Below are 13292 nucleotides of genomic sequence, written 5' to 3' on the forward strand. Positions count from 1 at the left end.
CTATACCAATGTGTAGATCAATTTGAAGATAAGAGGTGCCAAAATTGAACTAATGATACCGCACAATACTAAGGAAATGGAACTGTAACTGCCGGCTTTCTTATCGTTTTCCATACAGCTTACCGTGCCTAACGCGTGAGAAACGGCGCCCACGGATAATCCGATGGATTCTTTATTTTTCAAGCCGATTTTGGTTAATAATAAATAGCCGAAAATAGACCCCTGTAAACCGGCAACCACCACGCCCACCGCCGCCACGGAAGGAATGCCGCCAAGATTTTCGGACACCGCCATGGCAATGGGCGTCGTCACGGATTTCGGCAACACGGTAGCCACAATATCAGGCTGTGCGCCAAGCAATAAAGCAAAGATCCCCCCGCTTAACATAGACAACACAGAAGCCGCCACCGTTGTGATTAAAATAATTTGCCAGTAGTTGCGAATTTGGCGAAGTTGTTCATATAACGGAATAGCCAACGCAACAATACTTACGCCCAATAAATTATTGAGTGGCTCGTTACCTTCCATATAACTTTCATAAGGCAATTTGAAAATCAGCAACACCGCCACTAAAATCAGCACCGTCAGCACAAAACTGTTCAGTACGACGGATTTCCAGCGTTTGTTAATTTTTACTGCCAAAGCAAACGCAACAATGGTTAGCAAAGTATAAAGATAAACCAAATAAGACATTATTCCCCCTTTGCTCTTTTTTTGATGACTTTGCGTTTTAAACGGCTAAAGGATTTCAGTGAGAACAAATAATCGGAAAACAAACCGATCACTACAAGGGTTATGCAGGTGCTGACGATATTCGGCAACAATAATACTTTCATTTGATCCATAAGCAGCCCGGAATATTTAATGATCCCAACGCTGACCGGCACGAACAACAGTGCCATATAACGAACCAGAAAATTAGAGAAAAACATCACCCATTCGATTTTGATAATGCGCGTAATTAAGCACGTAAAGAGCAACAATAATCCCCAAATACTGGAGGGAATGCCAATGGGAACAAAATGCGCGGTAAGCCCGCCCAAATACAGCATGAAATATAACAGGAGTAACGATCTTGCTAAGTCAAAAACTTTCCGATACATAGTGAAAACTCAACTTTTTTTTAATATTTAAAATAATTCTACTCTTATTTTACAAGAAGGGGAATTTTTTCCGGAAAGCCACTACACTAGTAGAAAAGAAAGTAAGGGAAAAATTTCACATAGATCAAAATTATTGAATGTGTTGAATTTTAAACAGTTAAACAAAATTGCAAAGTTTTTGCTTGCAACTGAAACATAATCCCTTATAATACCGCTCGTTTTTACGAAGCTTATCAATGCTGCCTGGGTGGCGAAATTGGTAGACGCAGCGGATTCAAAATCCGCCGTTGAATAAACGTGTCGGTTCGAGTCCGACCCTAGGCACCAATGATAAGTTTCTGAAAAATTAAAGCTGCCGTAAAACGCAGCTTTTTTTGTCACTTGAAGTTAACCCTTCCCTTAAAATTTACCGGAAAAAATGACCGCACTTTTAGCGCCGTTATCAATTATGCGACAAGGATTTTTCTGCATTCTGCTGGTATTGCTCCCCTTCACCGTTCACGCCCACACGTTAGCCTGTCGCGTTGTCGGCATCAGTGATGGTGACAGTTTTACCTGCTTAACAGGCAATCATAAACAAATCAAAGTGCGTTTGGCGGAAATTGATGCGCCCGAACACAATCAGCCATTCGGCAAGAAATCCCGTCAAATGCTCGCGTCATTGATTCATCAACGTGAGATCAAACTGGAGATTTCCGGCGAGGATCGCTATCATCGCAAGTTAGCCATCGCGTATGATGCGCAAGGGCAAAACGTTAATTTAATCATGGTCCAACAGGGCATGGCGTGGGCCTATAAACAATATGTTCAGGATCCCGTTTATCGCGAAGCGGAACAACGGGCAAAAAAACGGCGTATCGGCTTATGGCAGGATCGTCATCCCATCGAACCGCACTTATGGCGTCAACAAAGAAGGTAAACCACATGAATTTTGATCCCGTGATATTTCGTCAATATTTTCCTTATCTCCATTCCGATGCTGTGGTCTATTTAGATAACGCGGCGACCACACTGAAACCGCGGTGTTTAATTGATGCAACGGTGGATTTTTATCAATCCGCCGGTTCTGTCCATCGTAGCCAATATGATGAAAAACAGACCGCACTTTACGAACAGGCACGTACGCGGGTGAAGCAATTGATTAACGCAGAAGACGAACGGGCGGTGGTTTGGACATCCGGCACGACGCAGGCGATTAACACGGTGGCAAACGGTTTACTACCACATTTACAAGCCGGCGATGAAATCATTATTAGTGAAGCGGATCATCATGCCAATTTTGTGACCTGGCATGAAATTGCCGAAAAAAGCGGCGCTAAAATTCATGTTTTGCCCATTGGCGATGATTGGTTGATTGATGCCGAGGCGTTACGGGAAAAACTCAATTCACGCACAAAATTGGTGGCGTTAAATTTTGCGTCGAACGTTACCGGCACGCAGCAAGCGGTAAAACAACTGATTCAGCGCATTCGTGCCAACAGTTCGGCGTTGATCTTGCTTGACGCCGCGCAGGCGATTAGCCACATAAAAATCGATTTGGCAGAACTCGACGCGGATTTTATCGCGTTTTCCGCCCATAAAATTTATGGTCCGACGGGGCTTGGTATGCTCAGTGGGAAGTTATCCGCACTGGATTTACTGCAACCGTTGCAATACGGCGGCAAAATGATCAATAAAGTCAGTAAACAACAAATTACCTTTGCCGAATTGCCTTATCGTTTGGAAGCCGGTACGCCGAATATTGCCGCCGTTATCGGTTTCAACGCGGTGTTGGAATGGCTGGCACAATGGGACATCGGCGACATGGAAGAAACCGCCGTGCATTTGGCGGAAATCACCCGCCGTCGTTTGAGCGGTTATGCGCAATGTAAACTGTTTAACTCCCCGCAACCGAGTTCCGTGGTCAGCTTTATTTTTGGAGACGTCAACGCGTCCGATTTAGCCACATTGCTGGCGGAACAAAATATCGCGCTACGGGTCGGCGAGCACTGTGCCCAGCCTTATTTGGCACGCTTAGGACAAACCGCCACCTTGCGCTTGTCTTTTGCGCCGTACAACATAGAAGCGGAAGTAGATACTTTCTTCAACGCGTTAGATAAAGCCTTGGCATTATTACGATGAATATCGAACAACAGTTAATCACCGCTAAGAATTGGGAAGATCGCTATCGCTTAATTATTCAGGCGGGGAAAAATCTTCCCGAACCCAGCGAAGAAGCCTTGGTAGCCATGGAAACCATTCCGGGCTGCGAACTGCAGGTGTGGTTTAAATCCATCGAAAAAAATGACCGCACTTTTCACTTTGAGGCTTACAGCGAAGCACGCATCATGAACGGCTTGCTGTGGATTTTATTGCAGCGTATTGACAATCAACCAGCGGAAGCCTTACACCAATTTGATTTGACGGCGTATTTCAAGGAATTAGGCATTGCGCAGCGGTTGAGCTCTACCCGTTTAAATGGCTTAAAACACATTGAAGGGATTTTGCACAATCTATAAAAGAAAAAAGCGTGGAAAAACCACGCTTTATTTTTATCTGCACTTATTTTTCCAAGTGTTTAATTTTTTTGATGACGTTTGAGGTGGAAAAACCGTTCTCAAAATTCAGCACTTTTACATCACCGCCGTTCGCCCACACTTCTTTGCTACCGGCAATCTCTTCCGGCTTGTAATCGCCGCCTTTCACCAATAAATCCGGCAACACTTCACCGATTAAACGCTGTGGCGTATCTTCACCGAACGGCACCAACCAGTCCACAGAAGAAAGCCCGGCAAGCACCGCCATGCGGGAAGCCAAATTATTGATCGGACGCTCCTCGCCTTTTAGGCGTTTTACCGAATCGTCCGTATTCACCGCAACAATCAGGCGATCGCCAAATTTACGGGCATTATCCAAATACGACACATGACCGGGATGCAAAATATCAAAACAACCGTTAGTCATGACGATTTTTTCACCACGATCTTTCGCCAATTTAACGGCCTCTTTCAGTTCCGCTTCGGTCATTACGCCAAAGCCGGTGCCGGTTCTGCCATGAATGGCATTTTCCAGTTCCACGGTTGAAACCGTTGACGTGCCCAATTTGCCCACGACGATACCGGCGGCGACATTGGCTAAGTAACAGGCTTCTTCAAAACTGCGACCGTCCGCCAATGCTGTCGCCAACACACTAATCACGGTGTCTCCCGCCCCTGTCACATCAAAAACTTCTTTGGCCTCCGTCGGCAGCTGATACACAGGCTGGTTCGGACGCAACAGCGTCATACCTTTTTCCGAACGGGTCACTAAAAGTGCGGTCAAATTTATCTCCGAAATGAGTTTCAACCCTTTGTCGATAATTTCCTGCTCAGAATGACATTTACCCACAACCGCTTCAAATTCGGACATATTCGGCGTTAATAAGGTCGCACCGCGATAGCGTTCAAAATCCGTCCCTTTCGGATCGATGAGCACCGGCACATTGGCGTTACGGGCAATTTGGATCATTTTTTGTACTTCATTTAATGTGCCTTTGCCGTAATCGGACAAGATCAAAGCGCCGTAATTTTTGACCGCACTTTCTAGTTTTTTCAGCAAATCCGCACTTGTCACGTTCTGGAAATCTTCTTCAAAATCAAGGCGTAATAATTGTTGATGGCGGGACAAAATACGCAATTTGGTAATTGTCGGGTGGGTAGCAAGCTGTACGAAGTCGCAAGCGATTTTTTGTTGTTGTAATAATGAGGTTAACGCCGCGCCCGCTTCATCCTGACCGGTTAAGCCCAGCAATTGCACCGGCACATTTAACGAAGCGATGTTCATTGCCACGTTTGCCGCACCGCCTGCACGCTCCTCATTTTGCTGAACACGCACCACCGGCACCGGTGCTTCCGGTGAAATACGGTTGGTTGCACCGAACCAATAGCGATCCAACATCACATCGCCTAATACCAAAACTTTTGCATGATTAAATTGTGCAGAATATTGAGCCATTTGATTTTCTCTTATATAGAATAAAAAATTTCGCTAATACTACCACAGGGGAAATGCTATTTCCTAAAAATTCCGCTAAACTAAACCAATTGAAATAATCCTGTAATTCCTTTATGGCAAAATCCGTTCTTCCGACTTTTAAAACTGAATTTCTCCATCCCAAACATTGGGGCTTTTGGCTTGCACTCGGCATTTTCCGTCTGATATTACTGCTTCCTTATCCTATTTTATGCAAAATCGGACACGGATTAGGTTGGTTATTTGCTAAAACCGGCATAGGCAATCGGCGTGCAAAAATTGCCAAACGCAATTTAGAACTCTGCTTCCCCGACTTATCCGAACAGCAAATCAATGACATTCTACAAGCCAATTTACGCTCCACCGGCATGGCGATTATTGAAACCGGCATGGCGTGGTTTTGGTCTGATCATCGGATCAAAAAGTGGTCAAAAATTGAAGGTTTGGAATATTTAAAAACGAATTTGCAGGATGGCATTATTTTTGTCGGCGTACATTTTTTAACGCTGGAATTAGGCGCACGTATTGTCGGCATCCATCAACCGGGCATTGGCGTTTATCGCCCGAATGATAATCCGTTATTTGACTGGATACAAACCCAAGGGAGGTTGCGTTCCAACAAAGATATGCTAGATCGCAAAGATTTACGCGGCATGATTAAAGCCATTCGTCACGGTGATATTATCTGGTATGCGCCGGATCATGACTACGGCAGAAAAAATGCGGTCTTTGTGCCGTTTTTCGCCGTTCCTGGCGCAGCAACCACAACGGGCAGCTACTATTTATTGAAGTCTTCACCGAACAGTAAAGTGATTCCTTTTTCACCGTTAAGAAACAAAGATAATTCCGGCTACACGGTTAAAATTTCCCCTCCCGTGGATTTTTCCGATCTGCACACGGAAACGGAAATTGCGACCCGGATGAATCAAATCATTGAAAAAGAAATACTAAACGGTGTGGAACAATATATGTGGATCCATCGCCGCTTTAAAACCCAGCCGAATGAAGAAGATAATTTGTATAAAGATTAGATATGAAAAAGGTGAGTCCAAAACTCACCTTTATTTTTAACTGCCTTTAACAAGACTTTATAGTTCTTCAGAATCCAACTCATCAGCCATCGCAGAAAGCATTTCACGGGTTAAATAAGCCAGAGCGCGATAAAATGGCAACGTCGCCTGCTTTTCAACTTTCACTAAAAACTTCGCCGCACAAGGCAGAAGAAAATGCTCAAATAATTCCTGTTGGGCGCTCAATGAATCGGTGTTATCTTCCAACCAGGAAGCCGTCAGTAGCAACATGGCAAAATGATCGATATTTTCCGTTTCAGGCAAATTGCGCATTTGCCGAAAACCCTTAAAATCTTCAATGGAAATCTCATAAGCAGAAATTTGTGTCGCCACACTTCCCGACTGACCGAAAAGTTTTTGATATTCTTGATTCAACAATGTCAAATCAATGGGTCTTTGCAAGGCATCTAATGCGCTTTTACCGTCGCTGTCTTCGTTTAACGCCCAGACTTGGGATAAATTACCTTGCTGCAACCAAGCAAAAACGCCGGATAAAATGGGATCTGTCGGTTGGCGGTAAAATAAATTACCGAATAAACGGCTAATCAAAGAAAAATTATTGAATTGCACACTTTCCTGCATTATTTGGAGCCATCCTTTGCCAAAAGTGCGGTCAGATTTTCTTGTGTTTTTTGTGCGGTATTATTCAAAATCTGCTGATACCCAGCTTCATCCAGAAAGTGAATATCTCCGAAAATATCATGGTGAATATCGGTAATACCGCAGAAATTAAACAAACCGTCAACTAAACAGGTTTGTAGTGCTTTATCAAAAGCAATGCTTTGATAGCGTTCAAGATTATTGCCCATGGTAATAAAATGTTGCATTTTTTTATCACCCAACAATCCCACCGAACCGCCATTTTCCGTTTGATATGCAAATCCATAGCTAAGAACGCGATCCAAATAACCTTTCAAAACAGCAGGGAAGCCCATCCACCAAAGGGGATAGACCAAGGTAATCAAATCCGCTTCTTTAATTAAATTTTGCTCAAATTTAATTTCTGCCGACACAATGCCTTCAGGCCCTGCACTTAATTCACTCCAAGACAAAACGGGATTGAAATTTAATGTATACAAATCCCGAACAGTGGTTTCCGCCTCTAATTCATGAGAGGCTTTTACAATACGTTCCACGATGGCGCGGTTAAAACTTTGTTGATTAGGATGTGCAGAAATAATTAAATGCTTCATTTCTTTCCTTAAATTTTCTTAACTTTCAATGTGATGCTATCAACAGAAACAACTTCAACAATATCATTCACTGCTAAATCACGCCCCTGGATTCTCCACGTAGTATCACCGAAAGCGCCTCTACCAATGCCGTTTTCGGCAATAGTTAAGACTTTTCCCTGCACCCCTATCATGGCATGATCCCGTTGATTGAGGACGGATTTCGATTGATCAATTTGATCCTTACCGTGTTGATAGCGCCACCAAATAATACTAAGAATAATGGCGATAACCGCATAAATTACCGCCAATGCCGAAAGCGGTAAGGCGGGAATAAATTTCATGATACCGGCAACAACGATGGCGGCTAATCCCCACCATAGAAGAAAAACACCGGGAATGACAACTTCAGCAATGAGCAAGATAAAACCAAGAATAAGCCAGTGCCAAACGCCCCAATCTGCTAACCATTCCATACCCAACCTCGACTTTCTTGTTGTTAATTTACTTTTTTATCGGTTTTTAATAATTCGGTAATACCGGCAATGGAACCGATTAAGTTGCCGGCTTCTAAAGGCATCAGCACGACTTTACTATTATCCGAACCACCAATTTCTTTTAGCGCTTCAGTATATTTTTGCGCAATAAAGTAATTAATAGCTTTCGTGTCACCATTAGCGATCGCATCGGATACCATTTGGGTCGCCTTCGCTTCCGCTTCCGCGGCACGTTCGCGGGCTTCAGCTTGTAAGAAGGCTTCCTGACGTTCCCCTTCCGCTTTTAAAATACGGGATTGTTTTTCACCTTCTGCGCGTAAAATTTCAGCCTGACGCACACCTTCCGCCTCCAAAATATCTGCACGTTTATTACGTTCAGCTTTCATTTGAGCATTCATCGCGGCGATCAATTCATGTGGCGGACGCACATCTCGGATTTCAATACGGGTCACTTTAATCCCCCAAGGATTTGTCGCTTCATCTACAATAGATAACAAACGACTATTAATGGAATCGCGCTGAGATAGCATCTCATCCAACTCCATGGAACCTAAAACCGTACGAATGTTTGTCATAGTAAGATTGATAATAGCTTGTTCTAAGTGATTCACTTCATAAGCGGCATTACGCGCATCAATAACCTGAACGAAACATACCGCATCAATAGCGACATTCGCATTATCTTTTGAAATAACTTCTTGGGATGGGATGTCTAACACTTGTTCCATCATATTGATTTTACGACCAACACGATCAACAAATGGAACGACAAAATTTAATCCCGGCATTAATGTACGGGTATAACGACCAAAACGTTCAATCGTCCAGTTATAACCTTGTGGCACCGTTTTCAATGTTGAATAAAGCACAACACCGACAAGTACGATAAAAATAATGGAAACAATTGGTAGGCCATCTAAAAAATACATAATTTTCTCCTTAAGATAATAGACAGTTATCTGTTAAAGGATAGCAATTAGCTGAAAGTTTGTATATAGCAATCCATCGCTAAAAACACTTTAAAAACCAACCGCACTTTTTGTCATAGTTAAAAATCCTACGCAACATCAAAAAATAAATTTAATGTGTTAAACGCATTGACTCTGTTCGGACTGCATAGTAGTTTTCACTATAATAAAACTTTTCCGTCTTTAAACGGCTACAGTCATGTACTCTTGTTGGCGATATTGGAAAAATTACTGTTGATCTAAAAATGCAACTTAAAAATGGATCACATTGATTTACTTGGTGACGTTAGTGGATGGATTACAGGTGTATTGGCTGAGTACATCGCGTAAAATCCGGTACTTTTTTACTAATCCTGTGCACAAGGGATTCTAATCTGTAGGTCGAAAGTTCGAATCCTTCACGACCTATCAATTAGTTATTGACATCAAAATTATTAAATTGACTGCTAACTTTTTACTTATTATATCTGCATTCACACGAGTTACCGAAGCTCTAATCCCTTCGCGTTATACCAAAGAAAGCCATTTTCATTTGCATATTTGTCAATTTTTTTTGACAGTTCCTTACTTGCATTATATTCAAGTAAATAGACAGATAATCCATGAGCCTTAACATATGCCAGATATTTTTGAAAATAGGTTGTTTCCGATTTCTGCTGGATTCCATATTTTTTTTTATTAAAATCAATAGTGGTAAAAACACTTTCTTGGTTAATACCATCAATTAAAACGGTATTTTGATTAATACATTTTTTTACAAAAAGATCCCCTCCATTAATAATAAGTGGAATATTATAATATCGAAGCCCAGTCAAAATTGTTACAAGCCCTTGAAATATCTCATTTGTTTGATAATGATAATAAACATCTGCATTATCAAGAAAAAAACCATCCAACCCCATATCAGCATACTTTTTTCCTAGCTCATTAACGATAAAACGCTGCCATACCGGAGAGGATACATCAACCCATCGCTCATCCGGCCAAGTTTCATAGATACCAAGCATGACTGACTGAAAATGACTATAATACGGGCGGTGTTTCTCAATTGCTCCAATATTAATATACCCATACACAGTTTTCCCTGAAGCATGTAATTTCTCCACTTGAGAAGGTTGAAACATAGCAGGATCGATTACAACAATATTGTATCCTTGCAATTTATCTTCTTCATTTCCATTAATACCAAGAAATACGCCATAGTTACCATTTTTTGAAGGAACTGCAAAGGCCACTCTATAAAAAAATGTAGATATAAGAAAAAATATGCTAAATAGCATCAAAAATTGAATCTTGTTTCTCATCTAACGATCCTTTCTTAAAATTTAAGTATTACCAGCAATTAGCCTATACATTAATTAATCTGAAAATTAAAATAATATACTGATCTACTTAAGAATTAGTTAGTTGCCTATGATTTAGGTCAAATTGATTTTACATCTTTCAGCAATAACAGATAACTATATAAATTAAGTATAGAATGAAAAACAGACTTGTAACTAGGAGATCTTTATGAAATTAAAAGTTTTAGCGTTAGCAATAATTACTGCCTTATCAACGGGAAGCATTCAGGCTGCCTCCAATACTGACAGTGAGTCTAACCAATCAGTAAAAAATAGCAGTCTATATTTAAAAACATTTAAAAGTAAGTATTCTGCAGAGAACACTATTTCAAAAATCCGGCAAGCTTTGAATGATAAGAACATAAAAATATTCACGATAATTGACCATCAAGCTGCAGCAAAAGAAGCTGGATTGAGCATGCCGTTTTCAAGTGTAATTGTTTTTGGAAAACCGCAACTAGGTACCCCAATGATGATTGAATCCCCAACCCTAGCTATTGATTTACCATTAAAAGCTTTAGTATGGGAGAATAGCCAAGGTGAAATATTCGTAAGTCTAAATAGAAATGAGATTATAGCAGAAAAACATAATGTCACGGCAGGGAATGTAAAAAAAATGAATAAACTGGTGAAGTTAATAACTGAAAGTGTTACTGAATAAGTTACTTATTATAGTACTTTATAAATACAAAAATAAGTTCGCCTAAATTGAGGCGAACTTATTTATTACCGACTATTTAACAAATGGAATTTTATTTAGGTCGTGTTTTAACAACACAAGACCGGAGCCAATAAGTATAATATCTTTAATAATAAAACCATTAACACCAATTTGAGGTATAAGGCTAAGTGTTACTACGCCAAGAGCGATAGTAAACAAGCTACCAAGTACGCCAAACTTAGGTTTAAAAATACCAACAACTAAGAAAATATAAGTAACGCTTTCAATAAAGCCTAGCAAATAACTAGTCCCATGAAATCCCAAAAATTCATATAAAAAACTTAGCCATGTTGGAGATATTAAAGGTTTTAAGGCCTCTACCTCAAAATCAAACCATTTATAGTTACCAAATAATGCGATAATAAAAACAACTGAAAATCTTAATACGGTAATATCAATATTAGAAAGGCAAAACTTTCTAAGAACTTCTTTCATATAAATTCTCCATGTATAATAATGGCTTATCATATTCTATGATAAGCCTCCGAAAATTATTTATCCCCTTTCATACGTCTATCATACTCTCTAACAGTCGGTTTATGATAATTCATACTTCCCAGATCATTTCCCATGTTATAGCTAATCTCTTGTTTAATATCGTCTGAATGCATTACACTTTCTTTCATATTTGTTGTGCTAGCTGATGCTAATGATGCAATAGTAAGAGCAAGTACGCCGGTTAATAAATTAATTTTTTTCATGATAAACTCCTTAAATAATAGTATTAAATGTAAAAATATTTTGCTTGAATAAGCACGAAGTGAAAAAGTCATAATAAACTCCCACACACATAATGTTAGACGGAGACATTTCCATTTTCTTACAAAAAATTTTTTAAAATTTGCAAATCAACCTAAAAAACAGATACTCTCATATAAAAATATATTTATAGTGAATGCTCTAAATAGATATTTAATTACTAAAATCTATTTCATCCATTGTTTTTTCAAATTGAATTTATTGATTTAAATCATATGTTTGCTCTTATATTTAACCGATAATCCCTTCTTCGTTTTTACTTTTAAGTGTTGGAGGACAATTATGAAAAAATTTGCACTGAAAACGGCGGTTGTCGCTATTGTTGGCTATTTAGGAGTTGTAGGGTACGTTCATCAGTATGATAAAGGACAAATGGAAAAATTATTGGCTGAAGGTAGTTACTCTGCCGAGCAACAAAAAATCGCAAAAGTCTTTTTTAACAACGGCTGCCAGTACTGTCATACACCAAATGCAGAACTCCCCTTTTATGCCCATGTTCCGTTAGTTGGCTCCATGTTGCAAAATGACATCAAAGAAGGCAACCGCGTATTCCTGTTAAATGAGTTACTGAACGGCTTAAAAGATCCAAGCAAATTATCGGAAGTGGATTTGGCAAAACTTGAACGGGTTATTGAAAATGACGAAATGCCGATTGCCAAGTTTCTTCATATTCACTGGGGAAGCCGCCCTGATGAAGATGAAAAAACCGCATTGCTAAACTGGATTCGCGAACAACGGAAAGCCTTTTTACCGGCAAATACCGAAGGCACGGACAACCACCGTTTAGTTCAACCGATTCCTGATGAAATCATGACCGATGCGGCAAAAGTTGCTCTTGGGCATAAACTGTTTATGGATGGTCGTTTATCCGGCGATGGTACGATTCAATGTCACACCTGCCACCAACTGGACAAAGGCGGTGTTGACCGTTTAGATACATCCACCGGCATTGATGGCAAAAAAGGCGGCATTAACGCGCCGACTGTCTTCAACGCCGCATTTAACTTCGCACAATTCTGGGATGGGCGTGCCGTGGATTTAGCCGATCAAGCCGGCGGACCGCCATTAAATCCGGTAGAAATGGGTTCCCATTCCTGGGAAGAAATTGTGGCACGATTTGAGCAGGATGAAGATTTTAAACAAGCGTTCTTACAAGTCTATCCGCAAATCAGCAAAGAAACCCTCACCAATGCTATCGGTGAATATGAAAAAACCTTAATTACGCCGAACAGCGATTTTGACCGCTATCTGAAAGGCGAAAACACATTAACCGCGCAACAACTTAAAGGTTACGAGCTATTTAAACAGTACAAATGCGACACCTGCCACACTGGCGTGAACATGGGCGGACAATCTTACGAATACATGGGTATCTACGGCGATTATTTCAAAGATCGCGGCACACCGCTCACTGATGCCGACCAAGGTCGTTTCGCACAAACTCAAGATCCGTATGATATGCACCGTTTCAAAGTGCCATCACTGCGCAATATTGCGTTAACGGCGCCTTATATGCACGATGCGTCGGCAAAAGATCTGAAAGAAGCCGTTCGTATCATGTTGAAATATCAAAGCAATGCTAAACCGCAGCAACAAGACATTGATGACATTACGTCCTTCTTGGAAAGTCTCACCGGCGAGTTTGAAGGCAAAAAATTACAATAAGCCT

General features: G+C 40.7%; 16 protein-coding genes and 1 tRNA gene. 7 read left to right on the forward strand and 10 right to left on the reverse strand.

The features are described from left to right. Together A3CS_RS0103435 and A3CS_RS0103440 are read right to left on the reverse strand one after the other, a co-directional pair. The gene (locus A3CS_RS0103435; RefSeq protein WP_005547975.1) at nt 1-693 is read right to left on the reverse strand and encodes a CidB/LrgB family autolysis modulator; all 693 of its coding nucleotides are present in this window, start codon (nt 691-693) and stop codon (nt 1-3) included. After that, nucleotides 693-1103 carry a CidA/LrgA family protein gene (locus A3CS_RS0103440; protein WP_005574087.1) on the reverse strand — a complete coding sequence of 137 codons (411 nt, stop codon included), beginning with the start codon at nt 1101-1103 and terminating at the stop codon, nt 693-695. Before A3CS_RS0103440 ends, A3CS_RS0103435 begins: the two co-directional genes overlap by 1 nt. 241 nt (nt 1104-1344) lie before the next feature. Between A3CS_RS0103440 and A3CS_RS0103445 the strand changes: the two genes are divergently transcribed. From A3CS_RS0103445 to A3CS_RS0103460, 4 genes are all read left to right on the forward strand, one after another. Beyond that, nucleotides 1345-1430 (forward strand) — tRNA-Leu (locus tag A3CS_RS0103445). A 91-nt stretch (nt 1431-1521) separates the two neighbouring features. After that, complete coding sequence (locus A3CS_RS0103450) at nt 1522-2022, forward strand: thermonuclease family protein (protein ID WP_005547979.1); 501 nt, start codon at nt 1522-1524, stop codon at nt 2020-2022. A gap of 5 nt (nt 2023-2027) precedes the next feature. Further along, the gene (locus tag A3CS_RS0103455; protein ID WP_005547981.1) at nt 2028-3224 is read left to right on the forward strand and encodes an aminotransferase class V-fold PLP-dependent enzyme; all 1197 of its coding nucleotides are present in this window, start codon (nt 2028-2030) and stop codon (nt 3222-3224) included. Then, the gene (locus tag A3CS_RS0103460) at nt 3221-3601 is read left to right on the forward strand and encodes a SufE family protein (protein ID WP_005543509.1); all 381 of its coding nucleotides are present in this window, start codon (nt 3221-3223) and stop codon (nt 3599-3601) included. Before A3CS_RS0103455 ends, A3CS_RS0103460 begins: the two co-directional genes overlap by 4 nt. 43 nt (nt 3602-3644) lie before the next feature. Here A3CS_RS0103460 and hldE read toward each other — a convergent pair whose 3' ends face one another. Then, nucleotides 3645-5075 (reverse strand): bifunctional D-glycero-beta-D-manno-heptose-7-phosphate kinase/D-glycero-beta-D-manno-heptose 1-phosphate adenylyltransferase HldE, encoded by a 1431-nt coding sequence (gene hldE / locus A3CS_RS0103465; RefSeq protein ID WP_005547984.1) that lies wholly within the window; start codon nt 5073-5075, stop codon nt 3645-3647. Nucleotides 5076-5188: 113 nt separating this feature from the next. Here hldE and A3CS_RS0103470 point away from each other — a divergent pair, with 113 nt between their 5' ends. Further along, the gene (locus A3CS_RS0103470; protein ID WP_005574082.1) at nt 5189-6124 is read left to right on the forward strand and encodes a Kdo(2)-lipid IV(A) acyltransferase; all 936 of its coding nucleotides are present in this window, start codon (nt 5189-5191) and stop codon (nt 6122-6124) included. 57 nt (nt 6125-6181) lie between these two features. Here the strand turns inward: A3CS_RS0103470 and A3CS_RS0103475 are convergent, their stop codons facing one another. From A3CS_RS0103475 to A3CS_RS0103495, 5 genes are all read right to left on the reverse strand, one after another. After that, complete coding sequence (locus A3CS_RS0103475) at nt 6182-6745, reverse strand: TorD/DmsD family molecular chaperone (protein WP_005547988.1); 564 nt, start codon at nt 6743-6745, stop codon at nt 6182-6184. Then, nucleotides 6745-7356, reverse strand: a complete 612-nt coding sequence (locus A3CS_RS0103480) for an NAD(P)H-dependent oxidoreductase (protein WP_005547990.1) — start codon at nt 7354-7356, stop codon at nt 6745-6747. Before A3CS_RS0103480 ends, A3CS_RS0103475 begins: the two co-directional genes overlap by 1 nt. A gap of 8 nt (nt 7357-7364) precedes the next feature. Continuing rightward, the gene (locus A3CS_RS0103485; RefSeq protein WP_005568766.1) at nt 7365-7811 is read right to left on the reverse strand and encodes an NfeD family protein; all 447 of its coding nucleotides are present in this window, start codon (nt 7809-7811) and stop codon (nt 7365-7367) included. Between the two features lie 23 nt (nt 7812-7834). Beyond that, entirely contained in the window at nt 7835-8761 is a 927-nt protein-coding gene (locus tag A3CS_RS0103490; protein ID WP_005543674.1) for an SPFH domain-containing protein, read from the reverse strand. A gap of 521 nt (nt 8762-9282) precedes the next feature. Continuing rightward, on the reverse strand, nt 9283-10104 hold the full coding sequence (locus A3CS_RS0103495) for an endo alpha-1,4 polygalactosaminidase (RefSeq protein WP_012821068.1): 822 nt from the start codon (nt 10102-10104) through the stop codon (nt 9283-9285). A 208-nt stretch (nt 10105-10312) separates the two neighbouring features. Here A3CS_RS0103495 and A3CS_RS0103500 point away from each other — a divergent pair, with 208 nt between their 5' ends. Continuing rightward, a complete protein-coding gene (locus A3CS_RS0103500) occupies nt 10313-10804 on the forward strand; it encodes a DUF302 domain-containing protein (protein ID WP_005547995.1) in 492 nt (163 codons plus the stop codon). 72 nt (nt 10805-10876) lie between these two features. Here the strand turns inward: A3CS_RS0103500 and A3CS_RS0103505 are convergent, their stop codons facing one another. After that, a complete protein-coding gene (locus A3CS_RS0103505; protein WP_005543669.1) occupies nt 10877-11299 on the reverse strand; it encodes a DUF417 family protein in 423 nt (140 codons plus the stop codon). Between the two features lie 56 nt (nt 11300-11355). Continuing rightward, a complete protein-coding gene (locus tag A3CS_RS0103510) occupies nt 11356-11565 on the reverse strand; it encodes a hypothetical protein (protein ID WP_005556405.1) in 210 nt (69 codons plus the stop codon). 340 nt (nt 11566-11905) lie between these two features. Between A3CS_RS0103510 and A3CS_RS0103515 the strand changes: the two genes are divergently transcribed. Further along, entirely contained in the window at nt 11906-13288 is a 1383-nt protein-coding gene (locus A3CS_RS0103515) for a cytochrome-c peroxidase (RefSeq protein ID WP_005547997.1), read from the forward strand. The last annotated feature ends 4 nt before the right edge of the window (nt 13289-13292 follow it).

It is taken from the genome of Aggregatibacter actinomycetemcomitans DSM 8324 (genome assembly GCF_000372365.1).
GTDB lineage: Bacteria > Pseudomonadota > Gammaproteobacteria > Enterobacterales > Pasteurellaceae > Aggregatibacter > Aggregatibacter actinomycetemcomitans.